This window comes from Enterococcus sp. DIV2419, assembly GCF_051711865.1.
Classification (GTDB): domain Bacteria; phylum Bacillota; class Bacilli; order Lactobacillales; family Enterococcaceae; genus Enterococcus; species Enterococcus faecalis.
Genome location: NZ_JBIONS010000001.1, coordinates 340,427 through 360,121 on the forward strand (window position 1 = coordinate 340,427; position 19,695 = coordinate 360,121).

The following is a 19,695-nucleotide window of genomic DNA, read 5'->3' on the forward strand; positions in this document are numbered from 1 at the left end:
CCGAACCGGTTAGGAGGTCGTGAAATGGGGAAAATTCAAGAACTATCCGAACAACTAGCCAACCAGATTGCTGCTGGTGAAGTTGTTGAACGTCCCGCTTCTGTCGTCAAAGAATTGGTGGAAAATGCACTGGATGCAGGAAGCACCCAAATTGATATTTTTATTGAAGAAGCTGGCTTGAAAACCATTCAAATTATTGATAATGGTGAAGGAATTGCCAAAGAAGATGTACTGAATGCCTTCAAACGCCATGCCACAAGCAAAATTCATACAAGAGATGATTTGTTCCGAATTCGCAGCTTGGGGTTCCGAGGCGAAGCCTTACCAAGTATTGCCTCAGTTTCTGAAATGATTGTCGAAACTGCCACAGCTGAGGAAGAAGAAGGCAGCTATGTGATTCTAAAAGGGGGCAAGGTCGAAGAAAACCGACCAGCAGCCCTCCGTAAAGGCACAAAAATGACCGTTTCCAATTTATTTTATAATACGCCCGCTCGTTTGAAATACGTCAAAACGATCCAAACGGAATTGGCCAATATCGGTGACATTGTCAATCGTCTGGCGTTAAGTCACCCTAAAGTCGCTTTTCGCTTAGTTCATGACGGCCACAAAATGATGAGTACAACAGGCAATGGCGATTTAAAACAAACGATTGCGGGGATTTATGGCATTAGCACCGCAAAGAAAATGTTGAAAATTGAAGGAAAAGACCTTGATTTTACTTTGACAGGGTATGTCTCATTGCCAGAAGTCACACGGGCCAGCCGCAACTATTTATCAACGATTATCAATGGTCGTTATATTAAAAATTTCGCGTTAAATAAAGCAATTGTAGCCGGCTATGGTTCGAAACTAATGGTGGGGCGTTTTCCAATTGCTGTGTTAGAAATTGAAATGGATCCGCTGTTAGTCGATGTCAATGTCCATCCCACTAAGCAAGAAGTTCGTTTAAGTAAAGAAAAAGATTTAATGGCATTAATTGAACAGGCGATTCAAGAAGTGTTGAGCCAAGAACAGTTAATTCCCAATGCGGCAGACAATTTGCGTTTTAAAAAGAAACTACCGCCAGAACCTAAAGCCGAACAAATGGAAATTCCTTTATCGACTGAACAACCTGCGGTAAAACAACGACCGGGCAGCTTAAGCTATAATCCCGCAACAGGTCGCTTCTATGCGGAACATGCGATAGACGAAACACCAGCCTCAAGCGCCCCTGAAGCTGTCATCCAGACAGAAAGAGCAGTGGACCCAATGGACGACCCATTTGCGCCGCCAGTGCCAGAATCAACGAGTGTAGCGGAAGAAACGTCAGCTTACGAAACCTCTTCGGCAGCTGCTGATTCCGCAAATCATTGGGAAACAGCTAGTAATGAGCAACAGGTAATAGCCGAAGAAACGAAAATAACTGAAGTGCCTGATTCAGAACCTTCTCTGCCTTCATCAGAGGCTGCTGACGAGGTTTTCCAAGAAGAAATGAAACTTCACCCAGAATTCGATGCCAATAGCGCTGCGAGTCAAAGAGAACTGAAACAAGCCCTGAACAAGTTGGAAGAAGAACGACCGACAGAACGTTTTCCTGAGCTAGAATACTTCGGTCAAATGCACGGAACTTATTTATTCGCACAAAGCAAAGATGGCCTGTTTATTATCGACCAACACGCTGCCCAAGAACGAATTAAATACGAGTACTTCCGTGAAAAAATTGGCGAAGTCAGTGATGATTTACAAGAACTATTGGTACCAATCGTTATTGATTATCCAAATAGCGATGCCTTGAAAATTAAAGAGCAGAAAGAAACCCTTGCGGAAGTCGGCATCCATTTGGAAGACTTTGGACAAAATAGTTTCATTGTGCGGGCGCACCCAACTTGGTATCCTGCAGGCGAAGAGGAAAGCATTGTTCGCGAGATGATTGACATGTTGCTAACAACTGGCTCGGTCAGCGTGAAAAAATTCCGTGAAGCAACTGCCATTATGATGAGCTGTAAGCGATCCATCAAAGCCAATCATTACCTCAATGAGCAACAAGCACGCGTGCTATTAAAAGATTTAGCCTTGTGCGAAAATCCGTTTAATTGTCCGCATGGACGTCCGGTGCTGATTCATTTTACGAATTCAGATATGGAACGAATGTTTAAACGCATTCAAGACCCCCATTAAAAAGAAACGAGGCGTCATCATTTTATGCAAATTATTTTAGCATCCCAATCTCCTCGCCGTCAGGAGTTATTAAAGCGTGTGGTCCCAACTTTTACGATTGCACCAGCCGATATCGATGAAACTGTTGGCAAAGACGGCTTACCAGCAGAATATGTGGCGCAAATGGCTGCCCAAAAAGCAGCGGCTATAGCAGAGCAATCCCCCGAAGCACTAGTCATTGGCTGCGATACAATTGTGGCATTGGCGGGAGAGATCCTCGGCAAACCCACTTCTCGGGAAGACGGTTATCGCATGTTGCGCCTCCTAAGTGGCAAAACACATGACGTGTATACAAGTGTGACGTTGAAACAAGGGGAAAAAGAGCGCTCCGCGACAGTTCATTCAACCGTGACGTTTTATCCACTGACAGACACGGAAATCCATGCTTACTTAGATACCGCAGAGTATGCCGACAAAGCAGGCGCTTATGGTATCCAAGGACAAGGAGCATTACTAATTGAAGCAATCGCTGGCGATTATTACGCCATTATGGGTTTACCAATTGCCAAAGTAGCCCGACTACTAAAAGAATTCAACTAATAAAAGACAGTCCTTTTCATTCGTCAAAAAGAGAAAGGACTGTCTTTTACTATGCAAACTATTAGGTGCCTGTTTGGCAAACGTGGTATCATTGAACCCAATAAATTGAACAGAAGAAAAGGAGTGGACAGAATGACAAAACCAACAGAAGAAGAATTAAAACAAACCTTGACGGATCTTCAATATGCCGTCACACAAGAAAACGCAACAGAACGCCCTTTTTCAGGAGAATATGATGACTTTTACCAAGACGGAATCTATGTAGACATTGTTAGTGGCGAACCGTTGTTTAGCTCCCTAGACAAATACGATGCTGGTTGCGGCTGGCCATCCTTTACCAAACCAATTGAAAAACGTGGCGTCAAAGAAAAAGCTGATTTTAGTCACGGCATGCACCGAGTAGAAGTTCGCAGTCAAGAAGCAGATTCACATTTAGGGCATGTTTTCACTGATGGCCCACTCCAAGAAGGTGGCTTACGTTATTGCATTAATGCGGCAGCTTTGAGATTTGTGCCAGTGGCAGATTTAGAAAAAGAAGGCTATGGTGAGTACCTTTCTTTATTCAAATAATCCTCATTTTTTAGACAAATACGATAAAATAGTTAGAAGAAAGCGACTTTTGATGAATATCTTGTATGAAATACAGAAAATCTCTTGATTTATTTGGCTAGGACTACTATTATTTTAGAAGGAAAGTATTGTTCAGTTTTAACGAATTGGCTGAAATAGAAAGTGGAGGTTCTAATGTCGAAACATTATTTTGATCCAAGATTGAAAATCTTTTCTTTGAACTCTAATCGTCCCTTAGCAGAAAAAATTGCGGATGCTGTGGGTGTGGAGCTAGGAAAGTGCTCTGTAACACAATTTAGTGATGGCGAAATTCAAGTGAATATTGAAGAAAGTATTCGTGGTGCACATGTTTACGTCATTCAATCAACAAGTAGCCCTGTTAACGATAACTTAATGGAACTATTAATCATGATTGATGCGTTAAAACGTGCGAGTGCTAAAACAATTAACGTGGTTATGCCTTATTATGGGTATGCACGTCAAGACCGTAAAGCACGTGCCCGGGAACCAATCACTGCTAAACTTGTTGCAAACATGATTGAAAAAGCTGGTGCAACAAGAATGTTGACATTGGACTTACATGCGGTCCAAATTCAAGGATTCTTTGATATTCCAGTGGATCATTTGATGGGTGCACCATTAATTGCCGATTACTTCATCGAACACGGCATTCAAGGCGATGACGTCGTTGTTGTTTCCCCTGACCATGGTGGTGTAACGCGTGCGCGTAAATTGGCAGAATTCTTAAAAGCACCAATTGCGATCATTGACAAACGTCGTCCAAAAGCGAACGTAGCAGAAGTAATGAATATCATTGGTCATGTGGAAGGCAAAACATGTGTCTTAATTGATGACATGATTGACACAGCGGGGACAATTTCTCTTGCTGCAAACGCATTGAAAGAAGCCGGAGCAAAAGACGTTTACGCTTCTTGTACACATCCCGTTTTATCAGGACCAGCCTTACAACGTATTGAAGATTCAGCAATTGAACGCTTAGTTGTAACAGACTCTATTTACCTATCTGATGATCGTAAAATTGCTAAAATTGACGAAGTCAGCGTTGGTGAATTAATCGGAGATGCGATTAAACGTATCCACGAAAACAAACCAGTTAGTCCGTTATTTGAAACAAAAAATAAATAATTACAAAAAACCGCCCACATCATTTTTCTGATGTGGGCGGTTTTTTCTCTAAATCATTTTATCTAAAAATATATTGTAACCTGAATGTTTATTAGGTGTTCAAGATATACGATAAGTGTAGAGAAGTTAAGGCGGAGGCAAGCGCAAAGGAACATGCGCTTTGCGACGAGCATCGCAACAAAGTGAGAAGCGTAGGAGCAGAGACTTTCCCCTTTCGGTGAGGTGGTGCGTATGAGCGTACTTCCAAAATTTACAGAAAGGAGAGGCCTTTTGTCAGCATATGAAACAATTCAGACGATCCTAGGGTTTGGTATGTTTACCATTGCTTTGATTGCACTGATTGTGAAATTGCTTAAAAATGACAATAAAAAATAACCGTCTACTTTGACCAGTACGGTTATTTTTAAATAATACAATCGGTCACCGTCTTAAACGGCTCTACATCAGAGAGGTATGTTGAAGCATATCTCTCTTTTCGTTTTCATTATAGCACATTTCCCTAAAAAAATATATTTGAAACTAATTATTTTTTAGTTTTGCATGGTATAATCTAAGTGTAGAGAAGTTAACACGGTGGCTATCTAATCTGAAAGTGAGGTGGTGCGTATGAGCGTACTTCCAAAATTTACAGAAAGGAGAGGCCTGTTGTCAGCATATGAAACAATTCAGACGATCCTAGGGTTTGGTATGTTTACCATTGCTTTGATTGCGCTGATTGTGAAATTGCTTAAAAATGACAATAAAAAATAACCGTTTACTTTGATCGAGTACGGTTATTTTTTGTAACAAAATCGGTCACCGTCTTAAACGGCTCTACATCAGAGAGGTATGTTGACGCATATCTCTCTTTTCATTTTCATTATAGCACATTTTCCCGAAAAGCACGAATAAATTTAGCGTTAATCCGTGAAATCCTAAAAGCTGTTAAAAATGACAATAAAAAATCGGTCACCGTCTCAAACGGCTCTACACTAGAGAGGTATGTTGACGCATATCTCTCTTTTCATCTACATTCTAGCATAGATACAATGTAGATGAAAAGAGGTGCCTGCTGCTAAAGGTTCTTGTCATTCTTTAGCGATTGAGCAGTGCATCAACGCTTAGTTCAGTCATTTCAGAAACTTGCATGTCGGCTCCGATTAAGGGTTGGTTGGCCGACAAGCCGACGGCATAGATGCCCGCGGCTTTCAAGCCGTCAATGCCTGATTGTGCATCTTCAAAGCCAATGGCGTTTTGCGGTAGCACGCCAATACTGTCAGCGGCGGCTAAAAAGATTTCAGGATCGGGTTTGCCTTTGCTTAACGAGTCGGGATCGACAATTGTGGCGAAGTACGCGCGCACGCCTAATTTTTCCAAAATCAGGGGCGCGTTTTTTGAAGCCGAAGCCACGGCACAGGGAATGTGACGTGCTTGGGCTTGCTGTAGCAATGGCACGACACCAGGTAAAACATCTTCTGTTGTTAAATGTTCTAATAATTGAACGTAGTGATCATTTTTTTGCTGAGCTAAGGCTTCTTTTTCTGCTGGAGTAAACGCATTTTCACGGTGGCCATGGGCTAAAATGCGGTCCAAGGAATCCATCCGACTAATGCCTTTTAATGTTTCGTTGAAGGTTTCGTCAATGGGGATACCTAGCGAATCGGCCAACGCTTTCCAAGCTTGATAATGAAATTTGGCGGTGTCAGTAATGACACCATCCAAATCAAAAATAAATCCAATCGTCATTGTGGTTCGCTCCTTTATTGATAATGTACTTCTTTTGGTCGTTCGGCGGTTAACCGAATTAACGCGCCCTGAACCAATAATTGTGTGTCTTTATCTGCTGTAATCGTGACACTGGTTTGTGTTAATGAAAATTGATACGTCACGCCTTGATGAATAAACTGGAACGCCAGCGATTGCCAATGTTCAGGTAAGTTTGGACAAATTGATAACTCGTTCTGGCGCGTGTCAACGCCTGCATACGTCGCTAAAGTAACGTGGATCGTCGCAGCCATGACCCCTGTATGAATCCCTTCAGCGGTCGTGCCACCTTGAATGTCACGATAATCGGAATACAACGCTTCTTGATAAAGTTGCCAAGATAGCTCATGGAATTGCGCCATTTCTGCCAATTGGGCATGAACAATTCGTGACAAAGTCGAACCATGAGACGTCCGTTTTAGATAATACAAAAGATTTTTTTCCAAATAATCCGCAGGCAATTGATACCCTAAATCTTCTAAAATTTGATCCACCCGAGTTTTGTCTAAGTTGTAGAACAACATTAACGTGTCGGCTTGTTTCGCCACTTTGTAATCATCGGGGGATTCCCCTTCGGCTTTTAAAATTCGATCCATGCGGTAAATATTGCCGTATTTCTCTTTCATCGCCGCCCAGCCAATCTCTTTTAAGCCGAAATACCCTTCATATTGCGCAATAATACCGTCAGAATTAACTTCAATTTCCAGTGAATTTTGAATTTGCTGCATGCGGGCTAGATCAGCCGAAGAGGTCTGAGTTTTGGCAAAAAGTTGTGCCTGTTCTTCCTCAGAGAAAAGTGCCAAAATGTTGGTTAATTCTTCGAATAGCCAAACCACCATCAAATTCGTATAGGCGTTGTTTTTCAAGCCGCTTTCCGCTTGGTCTGGATAGCCCTCGTGAAACTCATCAGGTCCCATCACTTTATCAATAAAGAACCGTCCTGTTGCGTCATCTAACGTCGCAGCGCTGTTCCAAAATTGAGCGATTTCTAACAACATTTCGCCGCCATATTGTTTCATAAATTCATGATCCTGTGTACTATGCCAATACAACCAAGCATTGTAAGCAATCGCTAAGGAAACATGCCGTTGCAGAATACTATGATCCTCGCCCCAATGTCCATTCAACGGATTTAAGTGAAGTTTTTGCGTGGTTTCACGCCCATCACGCCCTGATTGCCACGGATACATTGCGCCACGATACTGGCTGGCCGCCGCATTTTCCTTCGCCTTCTCTAATCGGTGGTAGCGATACAGCAACAATTGTTTCGCTGTGTCAGGATAATGTTGAATATAAAAAGGTAAAATAAAAATTTCATCCCAGAAAATATGTCCACGATACGCTTCACCATGCAAGCCTCGGGCGGTAATCGAGACGTCTAATGCTTGGGCTTGGTTACTAAAAGGCGAAGCCGAAGCCAGCAAGTGATAACTGTGAATCCGTAAAAGTTTTTGAGACATCAAATCGCCTGTCACGGTAATGTTGGCTTGTTGCCAAAGGTTTTGCCAAGCGCGGGCGCTTTCCTGAGCGGCGGCCGCAAAAGAGTCCTTCGGCGTAAACGGCACCTGCCAACTTTGTTCGGCGTGGCTGGCTTGCACAAAGACTTGCTTTTCTAGCGTATAGCGCGTTCCTTGGTGCGCCATCACGGTCACCACTTGGGCGATTTTTTCCGCTTCTTCTTGAATCATAATGGCCTCTTTTTCAAAAAAATCACCGGTTATCAAGGCCGTTTCTCGGACGCTTAAGTTGGATTGATTGGTACAAACCTCAATCACGGTTTTGTTTTCCTGCGCGCTTAATGCTGTCACCTGAAAATGTTTCGCTGTTAAGTTGCGATACCGCGCCACGTTATAGTTGTAGACACTGCCATCCGTGACGGTTTTCAAAGTAATCGGGGCCGAAAAGTTTAACGGCTCAAACGTATATTGCAGATGATAGTCATTCGGCTGTGCCATATTGGCGATTTTTTTCGTCGTTAATTTAATTTGCTGATTGTCCGCATCTTTCAAAATCATTTCTGCGACAAACAACCCCGTTTTCAAGTTCAATTGACGATGTAATTGTTGTAGCGTGTCTGGGGAAATCGTTAACCAGTCAGTGGCATCGCCAATTTTTAAAGCGATGTGTTGGTTGTCAGGAGCATTGACGAAATCTTCATTTTCCACTACTTGACCCGCAACTTCCGAAGCCGCTGTATTATAAAGCCCCGCAATATAGGTTGCTGGATAATGATCATCAGAAATCGTCATCTCAGGTGTTGTGCCGCGCAAGCCTAAAAAGCCATTGCCGACAGTTAACAGGGACTCCACCGCATATTCATTTTTCCCAGGCACGTAGCCATAATAGTCCAAATGCCAAGCCAAATACTGCCGTTTTTCTTCAAATGCTGCCAGCAGATTCGGTGCCGCCGCTTGTTCGACTGCCGTTAAAAGTGGCGTGTTCAACTGTTCCGCGAACGCTTGAATCACCGCTTGCGGAACTAGCGCCAACGTTTCCTCTGGCGAAAAGAAATCCGCTGGGAAATCAGCCACAATCCCCCCCAGAATCGGCGCAGCCTCTGCCAAAATCAATTGGCACAGTTCAGGAACCGTTTCTTCGATAGTCAAGGCTTCAAAAGGGAACGTTTTTTGGTGAAGCGGTTCCAATTTATGGTTAAAAAAAGTCGTCGTTAGTTGGTTCGTTGCGAATGTTAATTCTAAAATGGTCATGTTTGGCGCCTCCTTGTGAACTTGTATAGACATGTTTCGTTTGACTACAGTATAGTATGAACGAATCAGAATTACAAGGATTTTCCCTAGATTCTTGGGAAAACTTTTCCAGAAGGGGGCAGCAACAGACTGCGCTGGGTCCGAAAAAAAGGCGGTCAAGCAGTGGTTTGGCTGGGGGAGTCAGTGGCGTAAGCAAGGCAGAAAGTGCGGGGGATTTTTCTGACCAGCTCTAGGTTTTTCGGAGGGAATATGCTATGCTTTTAGAAAAGAAATTGTTGGTAGAGGAGGATCGGCATGAACAAGTTTCATGACATATTTTTAGAATTAGAACAACAAATTGTCCAAGGCGACTATCAGCCAGGCGATTTATTACCTAGTGAAAATCAATTAGTGGAAACTTACAATGTTTCCCGTGAAACAATTCGGAAAGCCTTGAATTTACTGATTAACGCTGGCTACATTCAGAAAAAACAAGGCAAAGGCTCGATTGTGCTCAACTTTAAAAAGTTTAATTTTCCTATTTCAGGGGTGACCAGTTACAAGGAGTTACAACAAACGCAGCATATTGAAAGTCATACTCATGTGGTTTCCTTAGAAGAAATTCCTGTGGAGCGCAACTTGGCTCAGTTGACTGGCTGGACGGAAGGGGCCCCTGTGTGGCGCTTAGTTCGGCAACGGGAGATTGAAGGGGAAGTCGATATTTTAGATATTGATTACTTGATTAAAGAGATTGTCCCAGAACTGCCGAAGCACCGTGCCGAAGATTCGATTTTCGATTATCTGGAAAACGACCTTGGCTTGGCGATTAGTTATGCCCAGAAAGAGATTACCGTGGAACCGCTCACAGAGATGGACAAGCAGCTGATTGGTGAAGTCGAAGGCAATCATGTCGTCGTGGTCCGTAGTATTATGAACTTGGAAGATACCCGCTGTTTTGGCTATACGGAATCTCGTCACCGCTTAAACAAATTTAAGTTTGTGGAATTCGCCCGTCGCCGTAAATTGTAAGTCTTCGTGACGAACAAATACAAAAACGGCTGTCATTAAATGAAAATTGACGGTTTTTTCGCAAGAACCGCCGGTAAATGTATAAGATTTTAGGAGAAAACGTCAAAAAGTAGAGGTCTAACTCTTACTTTTTGACGTTTTCTCCTTGTTTTTTAAACGAATTTGACGAAAAAGTCATTAAATAACATTTATAAATATCAAAAAGTGCTGAAATTGGGACTTGAAACCACGATAAATACTTGGTTTTAAAGGAACCGTCAGATTTTACGAAGCGCTGTTAAATATTTGAAATCACAAACAAGGAGGAATTTTGTATAATAAGAACATAGCTTCGGAAGCGCAGAAAAAAGGCACCGCGCGCTCTGGAAATTCAGAACAGTTAAAGGAGACGTACATATTATGATGAAAAAGAAAATGATGGCAAGTTTATTAGTTGGTAGCGCAGTCGTTGGCGCAAGTTTAGCACCACTTTCGGCACAGGCGACTACGACAGGGAATACGCCAGTTCAGGTGGAGTTTGGTGGAGGAAAACTGCCAGATGGTGATGGTCCTAGTCCGAATACAGAAAGGCCTGACCCGAACGCTACGAATAGCGATTTTGATTTATTGTACATTCCAAGGGAGTATGATTTTGGAAAATTGTCAATTTCAGATGATTTGACACAACCAATTCCGAATAAAGTTGATGAAGGTGTGAGTGGACGTAGAGAAGCCTTAGGTGTAGGTGATATACGTGGGACTAAAGAGGGTTGGCATGTAACTGCTCAATCCAGTGGACTTACGTTAGGTAACGAACGCTTAGATGGGAATATTACCTCAGGTATTACAGTTCTGTATGATTTGGAGTTTAATGAAACAACTAATCAGTATGAATATATGGTAACCCCAATTTCAGCACCTGAAATTAGACCAAGTCTTGCTGCTGCTAGTGATTGGACACTTAGTTTAGGAGGAGATGCCACGCTAGTTGCTAATGCTACTTCTGGAAAAGGACAAGGATTATGGCATTTTGCAATGCGTGATAATTATTTAAATATCACTACCTCAGCATATGATATCAAAGCAGGGAACTACACAGGAACTATCACATGGAACCTTGTCGCAGGACCATCTATCTAAGCACAAACAACAAAAAAACAGAGGACGGACCATCAGCGGATAACTGCTGCTGGTCTGCCCTCTAATAATCATTCAATCGTAAAGGAGACGTACACAAATGAAAAAGAAAATGATAGCAAGTTTATTAGTTGGTAGCGCAGTGGTTGGCGCAAGTTTAGCACCTCTTTCAGCACAAGCGGTGACCACTGGGAATACACCAGTCACAGCAACATTTGAAGGCGGCACGTTGCCAGACGGCAACGGCGATGCCAATACCGTTGATCCAGACCCGAATGGCTCAAACAGTAACTTTGATTTACTATTTATTCCTCGCGAATTTAATTTTGGGAAATTATCAATTTCTGATGATTTAACGAAACCAATTCTTAACCAAAGAGACCCCGAAGCCACCAACGGCCATACAGAAATGATTGGTGTCGGTGACGTACGCGGCGGCAAAGAAGGCTGGCATTTAACGGCCCAATCTAATGGCCTAAAATTAGGCACTGAAAGCTTACAAGGCAACATTAAAGTGGCGCTGATTACTCAACTTGATTTGGAATACGAGGCAACCAGCAATAGTTATGTAGCTCTGACGACAGCAGTCTCTACGCCAGAAGTCAGACCACAACTGGCTGCTCCGCAAAATTGGACCCTTGATTTAGGCGGGGAAGCCCAATTAATGGCTAACGCAGCAGCTGGTCAAGGCCAAGGATTATGGCAATTTTCACTGTTTAATACAGCTTTAAACATCACAACACCAGCCAACAATATTAAAGCAGGGGCCTACACAGGCAGTATCACATGGAACCTCGTCGCAGGACCATCTGTGTAAGTCCAAACAAAAAAGTCATCCCCTTAGGATGACTTTTTGCTTATTTCTCTGTGAAAGTGCTGTCTGTTTTGACAGTTTCAGCAGGCGGTGTTTGCGCCGCTAATAAGTCGCGAATTTCTTTTAAGTAATCTTCGCTCGTTGGTACCACTTCTTCTTCTGCCGCTTCTTCTTTTTTGCCGCGGTTTTTCATTTTGTTGGCCGCTTTGACAATCAAGAAGAGGACGAAGGCCGTAATTAAAAATGTAATAAGTGCACTAATCACGCTACCAATATTGAATTCAACGCCTTCGACTTTATAGACAAGGGCACCCAATGCATCGTCGGCACTCTTTTTCCCAGTCGTCAAGACAAAAATCAGACTAATTAACGGGGTAATCAAGCCTTCCACCACTTGTGTCACAATCGCTGTAAACGCACTACCAATGACAACACCGACGGCTAGGTCTAAGACACTCCCGCGCATGATAAACTCTTTAAATTCTTTAATCATTCTTTTTTCCCTCCTCACTTTAAAAACAGTATACCGAATCTTCTTGAAAATTTGAACTGAAAAACTCTTATCATTCAGAAAGCACCTGAAGCTGTGTTATAATGGAGCTATTGGAAAAAACATTAAAAAATGCTTTAGAATTTACGCGATACATATATTTCACAGCATTCTTTAGGTAAGATGAAGCAAATGAAGGAGCGATGCGGCAATGTCTGTTCAATTAGTTAAAGGCGTGAATTTACACGTCATTCCTACAGAAAAATATAAAACGGTGCGTCTTTTAGTCCGCTTTAACACACGATTAAATCATGAAACTATTACAAAAAGAACGCTGTTGTCCAGTTTGATGGAAACCAACAGCTTGAATTACCCGAATCAAGTCAAGTTAAGTGAGCGTTTGGCGGAGCTTTACGGCGCCAGCTTTGGGATTGGCGTTTCCAAAAAAGGCAATCAACATTGGTTTAATATTTCTATGAACATTGTCAATGATCATTATTTACAGGATAGTCAGGTTCTCGCCGAAGCGGTGGACTTTTTGAAGGAAATTATTTTTGCCCCCAATATTCAAGCGGGCCAATTTGAGGCGGAAACCTTCCAACGGGAGAAAGAGAACTTGAAAGCGTACTTGGAAAGTATTGTGGAGGACAAGCAAACCTATGCTTCTTTGGCGCTTCAAAGTGTCTATTTTAATCAATCGGAGGATCAAAAAATCCCTAGTTTCGGGACCGTTGCGGCGTTAGCTGAGGAAACAGCGGCGTCATTAGCAGCATATTATCAAAAAATGCTGGCGGAAGATCAAGTGGATATTTTTGTTTTAGGCGATGTCAATGAGGCGGAGTTAGTGCCATTATTCAAGCAATTACCGTTTACACCTCGTGAAGAAGGCAAAGCCGCGATTTTCTACAATCAACCGATTCGCAACGTGATTGAAGAGCGGACCGAGCGTGAGGTGCTAGCCCAATCGAAATTAAACTTGGCTTACAACACGGATATTTATTATGGCGATAGCTATTATTTTGCGTTGCAAGTGTTTAATGGAATTTTTGGCGGTTTCCCGCATTCTAAATTATTTATGAATGTCCGTGAGAAAGAGCATTTAGCGTATTATGCTTCTAGTAGTATCGACACTTTCCGTGGCTTCATGACGGTTCAAACAGGGATCGATGGCAAAAATCGGAATCAGGTCTTGCGTTTGATTTCGACAGAATTGGAAAATATTCGCTTAGGTAAGATTAGCGAATTAGAAATTGAACAAACGAAAGCAATGTTAAAAAATCAGTATATCTTAGCGTTAGATAATGCAGGCGCGTGGCTGGAAAAAGAATACTTGAACGAATTAATGCCGCAGACGATGCTGACGGCGGAGGAATGGATTGCGCGGATCAATGCCGTGACTATTCCAGAAATCCAAGAAGTAGCCAAACGTTTGGAACTTCAAGCGATCTTCTTTTTGGAAGGAGAAACGGAAAATGATTAAAAAAGACTATGCACAAATTAAAGAAACATTGTATACAGAAACACTGGAAAATGGTTTAAAGGTTTACCTATTACCGAAAAATGATTTCCAAAAAACGTATGGCTTGTTTACGACCGATTATGGTTCCATTGACAATACGTTCGTGCCAATTGGTCAAGAGGAAATGATTGAAGTACCTGACGGAATCGCCCACTTTTTAGAACATAAAATGTTTGAAAAAGAAGATGGCGATGTTTTCCAAAAATTTGGGCAACAAGGGGCTTCAGCGAATGCCTTTACCAGTTTTACGAAAACGAGTTATTTGTTTTCAACGACGGATCAAGTGACACAAAATCTAGAAACGTTGCTTGATTTTGTGCAATCGCCGTATTTCACGAAGGAAACGGTCGAAAAAGAAAAAGGCATCATCGGACAAGAAATTCAAATGTATTTAGATGATCCTAACTGGCGCTTGTTCTTTGGGATTTTAGGCAACCTTTATCCGAAACATCCATTGCACATTGATATTGCCGGTACAGTGGCAAGTATTGCGGAGATTACCGCAGAAGATTTGTATACATGCTACAATACGTTTTATCATCCAAGTAATATGACCTTATTCGTGGTAGGGAAAATGGACCCCGAAGCGTTAATGGCCTTCATTCGTGAAAACCAAGCGGCGAAAGAGTTTCCTGCCGCCCAACCTATTCGTCGGCATTTTCCTGAAGAAACAGCTGCTGACATTGTCAAAGAGAGCGCCATTGAAATGGCAGTCACACGGGCAAAAGTGCTTGTTGGCTTGAAAGGCTTAGATGAAGTGCCAACAACGGGTCGTGACTTAATGAAATATCAAGTCACCGTGAACTTGTTGTTACAATTATTGTTTGGTAATACCTCTCAAAACTATTTGGCTCTTTATGATGAAGGCTTGTTAGATGATAGTTTTAGTTATGACTTTAATTTAGATCGCAGTTTCCATTTTGCGGATATTGGCGGCGATAGTGAGCAACCAGAAGTCTTAGCAGAACGAATTGAAGCTATTTTATTATCTGCCACAACAAGTCCAGAATTAACGGAAGAAAATTTGTCCTTATTGAAGAAAAAAATGATTGGTAAATATTTCCAATCCTTAAACTCTTTAGAGTATATCGCCAACCAATTTTCACAATCATTGTTTGGGGAAACCACGCTGTTTGATAAGATTGAAGTCATTGAAAGCATTCAATTAGCCGACGTCCGCCAAGTAGCAGAGACCTTTATTCGTAAAGAAGGATTGAGCCGTTTCTACATGTATCCTAAAGGAGAAACCGAGCAATAAACCAACTGTTTAAGAAAAAGAAAAATCTTTGAAATCTTTCAATTTTGTTATCCTCAGTTGGCTTCTTTTGTGGTATTCTTAAAGGACGGGAATGTTTTCCTTGGCAATTGAAAAAGACTGATGAGACAATCGATAAATTAACAAAATAGACTGGAGAAGATGGACGAGTGGCCAGCGTAAATATTGGAGAAACACTAAAAGAAGCAAGATTGCAGAAGAACATCTCAATTGATGAACTGCAACAAATGACAAAAATTCAAAAAAGATATTTAGAAATTATTGAACAAAACGATTTTGAGTCCTTACCAGGCACCTTTTATGTGCGGGCGTTTATCCGCCAATATGCAAGTGCGGTCGGCTTAGATGGCAATCAATTGGTAGATATCTATGATGGCAAAGAGCCTGAAATTGTCGAAGAACCCAAGCCAGTGTATGAAGAGCTTGAAGGATCACGTAAGCAATTGCATGACGAAGAAAAGCAATCCAGTTGGTTACTGCGGAACTTACCAGCCATTGCCTTTTCGTTAATTGGTTTAGCCATTGCGGTCGTAGTGCTGTACATTATGTGGCAAGATCAAAAAGCCGAACCGATTATTCAAACACCGGCAACTAGTGCCAGTGTGGAAAAACCCAAAGAATCAAGTCAAGCCCCAGAAAGTAGCACACAAAGTAGTACACCGCCGTCTTCTTCAAGCGAACCAGAGAAGAAAACAGCTGTGGCTGTGGTGAGCGATGCCAACAATCAAGTAACTGCAACGGTTAAAGATGCGAATAGCCCAATCAACATTACCTTTAAAGGGACTGAAGGCTCTTGCTGGATTGGCGTGATGGTCGATGGCAACTATACGTACCAACACACCCTGCAAGCAGGAGAGACCCAAACAACAGCTTTACCTGCGAATGCCGCCAATGCGACACTGATTTTAGGCGCCTCAAATAACGTCGCCATTCAAGTCGATGGCGCCGATTTAACACTGGAAAAAACGCCAGTTTTAATTCGTAAGGATGTTACATTAGGGATTACGTATCGTTAGAAATGGTGTAAGAAGAATCTGGATAAACTGTCAAACGGCAATTATTCCAGATTCTTTTCTTTTTTTCGTGACACTGCCAGCAAGATAACGTAAAATAGAACAGGAGAAGGAAGGGGCAATTGAAGTGAATTTACCAAATAAATTAACAGTTTTAAGAATATTTATGATTCCGATTTTTATTATTATTGTGTCGGTGCCGATGGACTGGGGAACGATTAGTTTTGGCGACACAACGTTAGCCGTTACCCAATTAGTGGGCGCGATTATTTTTGCAGTTGCTAGTTTTACAGACTGGTTGGATGGCAAAATTGCCCGTGCACAAGGCTTGGTGACGAACTTCGGAAAATTTGCGGACCCATTAGCGGACAAAATGCTAGTGATGACCGCTTTTATCGTCTTAGTTGGTCAAGGCAAAGTACCCGCTTGGATTGTAGCAATTATTGTTTGTCGTGAATTGGCAGTAACTGGTTTACGGTTGTTATTAGTCGAACATGGCGAAGTAATGGCAGCAGCTTGGCCAGGAAAAGTAAAAACAGCTACCCAAATGGTTGCAATTATTTTACTATTCATTAACAACATTCCATTTTCAGCACTCCATCTACCACTAGATCAAATCATGCTATATGCCTGCTTGATTTTCACCATTTACTCTGGTGTTGATTATTTTGCTAAGAATAAAGATGTTTTTAAAGGTTCGATGTAAAGAGAGAATCAAAACGCTTGGCTTGTGCCAAGCGTTTTTTTAGTATTCATGATTGAATCGGCAAATAGATTTTTAAGTAGAGGAACAGATGAATCGATAAAACAAATCGGCAATTTCTGTATGCTATTTTTCATTTTGGTTATATCTACATATAAATAATTAGTTTGTTGTTGACAAAGTAAACTAAATAGATTACTATTTAGTTCGTTAGCTTATATATAAACTAAATAAATTTTTTGGAGGAAATTATGAAAAAAACAGATATTTTAAATAAACTATTAAAAATTGCTCAACAACCTTACTTAATCTTTGCTTCTAGCATAGAGGAGAAACCAGATAACACTTTTGAAACGTTAAAATTGCTTGCTTCTGAAGAAAATGTAACAGCTGGAAGAATCGCTGAATATTTAGATATAAAACCTTCTAGTGTGACACAAATCATAAAAAAATTAGAGTCTGTTAAAGCAGTTAAACGAGTCAAAAATGAATCAGATGCTCGGGTCACATTCGTTGTATTGACCGATAAGGGACGAGAAAGTTTAAGTACTCAAGGAAATATTTCCAATGGATTTAATGAAGAAATGTTTAAGGGCTTTTCAGAGGAGGAACTAGAGTCTTTAAATAATTATTTAGAACGTATAGAAAAGAATATTTCTAGTGAAGAATTTTTAGATAAAATTGAAACAATTTTTGGCGACGATAAAAATTGGGAACATTTCAGAAAAATATCAGCTAGATATGGTAGAGCTAGAGAACAGATGATGGGACATGATGGCTTTGGTAGATTTGGTGAATTCAATGGTGAATACGGTGGCTTTGAAGGATGGAAGAGAGGTCGGAGAAGATAATGGCAGTAGGTGGAGGTGGCAAAAATAGTCATGATTCTATCCGAGCAGATAAAACAAAATTTTCGTTTAAAGAATTTTTAGGCTTAATCAAGATGACAGAGCCTAACTATTTACTGCTTGGCATTGGGATGATATTTCTTGTGATTTCTTCTAGTATCCAAGTGTACGTTCCAAAACTTGCTTCAAGTTTAGTCAATAATTTTCAAAAGGGAGTAGATTATAGTTTATTAGGTAAAGTTGTTGGATTATTTATATTTTCAGCACTCGTTTCTGCATTAGGAGGGACAATTTTAGGTATTTTTGGTGAAAATGTCATCCAAAATATGCGTAAACGCTTATGGAATAAATTAACTATTCTAAAAGTTTCTTATTTTGACTCTGTTAAAGCGGGTGAAATATCCAGCCGGGTCGTAAATGATACTAATCAAGTTAAGCAATTGTTGGCCGTTACTTTTCCTCAAACAGTTGCCAGTGTGATTACAGTTATTGGTACGGTATATATGATGATTAAAATGGATTGGCATATGTCGCTTGCTATGGTAATTGCTGTTCCTGTTGTAATCCTTTGTATGATTCCAGTAATGGCATTTGGTTCAAAAGTTAGTCACATTCGCCAAGATGCTATGAGTCAATTTAACGGACTTGCTACTGAAACGTTGAGTGAAATTCGTTTAGTCAAAACTTCTAATGCTGAATCTCAGGCGCAGGTTCGTGCTGCAAATGAAGTGGATCGGTTATTTAATGTAGGGAAAAAAGAAGCAATATTTGATGCATCTATGCAACCAATTATGATGATGGTCTTTATGAGTATGGTATTTGGGCTATTAGCATATGGGATGCATCGAATTGCCATTGGTGTGATGACAATCGGAACATTGATGAGTTTCTTAATGTATCTATTTAATCTTATTGGCGCCATGCCAATCATTGCGACGTTATTTTCTGAAGTAGCTAAAGCAGCAGGATCAACGCGACGAGTGCAAGAATTGTTATCTAGAGAACCTGAAGACTTTGAAAGTGGACAAGATATTGATTTATCGGAAAAGACTTTATCAGTTAAAAATGTAAAATTTTCTTATGAAGATGCACCAGAGGAACCTATCTTAACAGACATTTCTTTTACTGCTCAGCCAAACCAAGTAATTGCTTTTGCTGGCCCATCAGGTGGCGGGAAATCGACGATTTTTAGTTTAATTGAAAGGTTTTATGAACCTACAGAAGGACAAATTAAATTTGGAGATATTGACATAAAAGATATCAAATTATCAGATTATCGTCGTCAAATCGGCTTTGTATCACAGGATTCTGCGATTATGGCAGGGACAATCAGAGATAATCTAACGTATGGCTTAGCAGAAAACTTCTCAGATGAACAACTATGGGATGTCTTGGAACTAGCATATGCGCGAAAATTTGTAGAAGAAATGCCGGATAAATTGAATACGGAAGTCGGTGAACGTGGCGTTAAAATTTCTGGAGGACAAAGACAGCGTATTGCAATTGCTCGTGCATTCTTGCGGAATCCCAAGATTTTAATGTTAGATGAAGCTACTGCTAGCCTAGATTCAGAATCTGAGATGAAGGTCCAAGAGGCATTGTCTAATTTAATGAAGGGCCGAACGACATTGGTTATTGCCCATAGATTGTCGACAATTGTTGATGCGGATAGCATTTACTTTGTTGAAAAAGGGAAAGTAACTGGTTCAGGAAAACATGATGAGCTAGTAAGTAAACATAAAACTTACGCTAAATATGTATCCGAACAATTTAAAGTAACGGAATGAACGAAATAAGCAAACTTAAAATGAAGCTAAGACAACACATGCATTTAACTAATTGTCTTAAGATTTAGAAAGAACTTGGACATAACCCCCAAGTTCTTTTTTATAACTTATTTTTACCCACAAGATAAAAAGCGTGGGACAAAAATCACTTTGGATTTTTGCTCTACGCTCAAAAACTAATAAACGGCGGGAACAGAAGCAACTCCTTCGGAAATAAG

18 protein-coding genes are annotated in these 19,695 nt (G+C 41.0%); 15 read left to right on the top strand and 3 right to left on the bottom strand.

Going from position 1 to position 19,695, the window contains the following annotated elements; genetic code table 11:
* Nucleotides 1–24 precede the first annotated feature (24 nt).
* From mutL to pepG1 (IGI97_RS01620), 6 genes are all read left to right on the top strand, one after another.
* On the top strand, nt 25–2,157 hold the full coding sequence (gene mutL / locus IGI97_RS01595) for a DNA mismatch repair endonuclease MutL (protein ID WP_438737854.1): 2,133 nt from the start codon (nt 25–27) through the stop codon (nt 2,155–2,157).
* Nucleotides 2,158–2,181: 24 nt separating this feature from the next.
* Entirely contained in the window at nt 2,182–2,736 is a 555-nt protein-coding gene (locus IGI97_RS01600; protein ID WP_002354869.1) for a Maf family protein, read from the top strand.
* Nucleotides 2,737–2,868: 132 nt separating this feature from the next.
* On the top strand, nt 2,869–3,306 hold the full coding sequence (msrB, locus tag IGI97_RS01605) for a peptide-methionine (R)-S-oxide reductase MsrB (RefSeq protein WP_002354871.1): 438 nt from the start codon (nt 2,869–2,871) through the stop codon (nt 3,304–3,306).
* A 174-nt stretch (nt 3,307–3,480) separates the two neighbouring features.
* Nucleotides 3,481–4,452, top strand: a complete 972-nt coding sequence (locus tag IGI97_RS01610) for a ribose-phosphate diphosphokinase (RefSeq protein WP_002381060.1) — start codon at nt 3,481–3,483, stop codon at nt 4,450–4,452.
* A 231-nt stretch (nt 4,453–4,683) separates the two neighbouring features.
* On the top strand, nt 4,684–4,827 hold the full coding sequence (gene pepG1 / locus IGI97_RS01615; protein WP_002392696.1) for a type I toxin-antitoxin system toxin PepG1: 144 nt from the start codon (nt 4,684–4,686) through the stop codon (nt 4,825–4,827).
* 231 nt (nt 4,828–5,058) lie between these two features.
* On the top strand, nt 5,059–5,202 hold the full coding sequence (gene pepG1 / locus IGI97_RS01620; protein WP_002392696.1) for a type I toxin-antitoxin system toxin PepG1: 144 nt from the start codon (nt 5,059–5,061) through the stop codon (nt 5,200–5,202).
* 324 nt (nt 5,203–5,526) lie between these two features.
* Here pepG1 (IGI97_RS01620) and pgmB read toward each other — a convergent pair whose 3' ends face one another.
* Complete coding sequence (gene pgmB / locus IGI97_RS01625) at nt 5,527–6,177, bottom strand: beta-phosphoglucomutase (protein WP_010713706.1); 651 nt, start codon at nt 6,175–6,177, stop codon at nt 5,527–5,529.
* Nucleotides 6,178–6,191: 14 nt separating this feature from the next.
* Nucleotides 6,192–8,936 (bottom strand): glycoside hydrolase family 65 protein, encoded by a 2,745-nt coding sequence (locus IGI97_RS01630; protein ID WP_438737856.1) that lies wholly within the window; start codon nt 8,934–8,936, stop codon nt 6,192–6,194.
* Between the two features lie 261 nt (nt 8,937–9,197).
* Between IGI97_RS01630 and treR the strand changes: the two genes are divergently transcribed.
* From treR to IGI97_RS01645, 3 genes are all read left to right on the top strand, one after another.
* Nucleotides 9,198–9,911: a trehalose operon repressor gene (gene treR / locus IGI97_RS01635; RefSeq protein ID WP_002354877.1), complete on the top strand. Its 714-nt coding sequence runs from the start codon at nt 9,198–9,200 to the stop codon at nt 9,909–9,911.
* Nucleotides 9,912–10,313: 402 nt separating this feature from the next.
* A complete protein-coding gene (locus IGI97_RS01640; RefSeq protein WP_438738773.1) occupies nt 10,314–11,030 on the top strand; it encodes a WxL domain-containing protein in 717 nt (238 codons plus the stop codon).
* Between the two features lie 97 nt (nt 11,031–11,127).
* Entirely contained in the window at nt 11,128–11,844 is a 717-nt protein-coding gene (locus IGI97_RS01645) for a WxL domain-containing protein (protein WP_438737860.1), read from the top strand.
* Nucleotides 11,845–11,884: 40 nt separating this feature from the next.
* On the opposite strand, the gene mscL is transcribed toward IGI97_RS01645, so the two are convergent.
* Nucleotides 11,885–12,334: a large conductance mechanosensitive channel protein MscL gene (mscL, locus tag IGI97_RS01650; protein WP_002354883.1), complete on the bottom strand. Its 450-nt coding sequence runs from the start codon at nt 12,332–12,334 to the stop codon at nt 11,885–11,887.
* Between the two features lie 208 nt (nt 12,335–12,542).
* On the opposite strand from mscL, the gene yfmF reads away from it, so the two are divergent.
* From yfmF to IGI97_RS01680, 6 genes are all read left to right on the top strand, one after another.
* Nucleotides 12,543–13,811, top strand: a complete 1,269-nt coding sequence (gene yfmF, locus IGI97_RS01655) for an EF-P 5-aminopentanol modification-associated protein YfmF (RefSeq protein WP_002398177.1) — start codon at nt 12,543–12,545, stop codon at nt 13,809–13,811.
* Entirely contained in the window at nt 13,804–15,108 is a 1,305-nt protein-coding gene (gene yfmH, locus IGI97_RS01660; protein WP_131750311.1) for an EF-P 5-aminopentanol modification-associated protein YfmH, read from the top strand. Before yfmF ends, yfmH begins: the two co-directional genes overlap by 8 nt.
* A gap of 167 nt (nt 15,109–15,275) precedes the next feature.
* On the top strand, nt 15,276–16,142 hold the full coding sequence (locus IGI97_RS01665) for a helix-turn-helix domain-containing protein (protein WP_010778005.1): 867 nt from the start codon (nt 15,276–15,278) through the stop codon (nt 16,140–16,142).
* A 124-nt stretch (nt 16,143–16,266) separates the two neighbouring features.
* Nucleotides 16,267–16,845 (top strand): CDP-diacylglycerol--glycerol-3-phosphate 3-phosphatidyltransferase, encoded by a 579-nt coding sequence (gene pgsA, locus IGI97_RS01670; protein ID WP_002365382.1) that lies wholly within the window; start codon nt 16,267–16,269, stop codon nt 16,843–16,845.
* A gap of 248 nt (nt 16,846–17,093) precedes the next feature.
* A complete protein-coding gene (locus tag IGI97_RS01675) occupies nt 17,094–17,693 on the top strand; it encodes a MarR family winged helix-turn-helix transcriptional regulator (protein WP_002359022.1) in 600 nt (199 codons plus the stop codon).
* A complete protein-coding gene (locus tag IGI97_RS01680) occupies nt 17,693–19,477 on the top strand; it encodes an ABC transporter ATP-binding protein (RefSeq protein WP_002370114.1) in 1,785 nt (594 codons plus the stop codon). Before IGI97_RS01675 ends, IGI97_RS01680 begins: the two co-directional genes overlap by 1 nt.
* Nucleotides 19,478–19,695: the final 218 nt, after the last annotated feature.

What these genes read in the sequence shown, in the direction of transcription:
- mutL (WP_438737854.1), top strand. Translation starts at nt 25, where the DNA reads ATGGGGAAAATTCAAGAACTATCCGAACAACTAGCCAACCAGATTGCT.
- IGI97_RS01600 (WP_002354869.1), top strand. Translation starts at nt 2,182, where the DNA reads ATGCAAATTATTTTAGCATCCCAATCTCCTCGCCGTCAGGAGTTATTA.
- msrB (WP_002354871.1), top strand. Translation starts at nt 2,869, where the DNA reads ATGACAAAACCAACAGAAGAAGAATTAAAACAAACCTTGACGGATCTT.
- IGI97_RS01610 (WP_002381060.1), top strand. Translation starts at nt 3,481, where the DNA reads ATGTCGAAACATTATTTTGATCCAAGATTGAAAATCTTTTCTTTGAAC.
- pepG1 (WP_002392696.1), top strand. Translation starts at nt 4,684, where the DNA reads ATGAGCGTACTTCCAAAATTTACAGAAAGGAGAGGCCTTTTGTCAGCA.
- pepG1 (WP_002392696.1), top strand. Translation starts at nt 5,059, where the DNA reads ATGAGCGTACTTCCAAAATTTACAGAAAGGAGAGGCCTGTTGTCAGCA.
- pgmB (WP_010713706.1), bottom strand. Translation starts at nt 6,177, where the DNA reads ATGACGATTGGATTTATTTTTGATTTGGATGGTGTCATTACTGACACC.
- IGI97_RS01630 (WP_438737856.1), bottom strand. Translation starts at nt 8,936, where the DNA reads ATGTCTATACAAGTTCACAAGGAGGCGCCAAACATGACCATTTTAGAA.
- treR (WP_002354877.1), top strand. Translation starts at nt 9,198, where the DNA reads ATGAACAAGTTTCATGACATATTTTTAGAATTAGAACAACAAATTGTC.
- IGI97_RS01640 (WP_438738773.1), top strand. Translation starts at nt 10,314, where the DNA reads ATGAAAAAGAAAATGATGGCAAGTTTATTAGTTGGTAGCGCAGTCGTT.
- IGI97_RS01645 (WP_438737860.1), top strand. Translation starts at nt 11,128, where the DNA reads ATGAAAAAGAAAATGATAGCAAGTTTATTAGTTGGTAGCGCAGTGGTT.
- mscL (WP_002354883.1), bottom strand. Translation starts at nt 12,334, where the DNA reads ATGATTAAAGAATTTAAAGAGTTTATCATGCGCGGGAGTGTCTTAGAC.
- yfmF (WP_002398177.1), top strand. Translation starts at nt 12,543, where the DNA reads ATGTCTGTTCAATTAGTTAAAGGCGTGAATTTACACGTCATTCCTACA.
- yfmH (WP_131750311.1), top strand. Translation starts at nt 13,804, where the DNA reads ATGATTAAAAAAGACTATGCACAAATTAAAGAAACATTGTATACAGAA.
- IGI97_RS01675 (WP_002359022.1), top strand. Translation starts at nt 17,094, where the DNA reads ATGAAAAAAACAGATATTTTAAATAAACTATTAAAAATTGCTCAACAA.
- IGI97_RS01680 (WP_002370114.1), top strand. Translation starts at nt 17,693, where the DNA reads ATGGCAGTAGGTGGAGGTGGCAAAAATAGTCATGATTCTATCCGAGCA.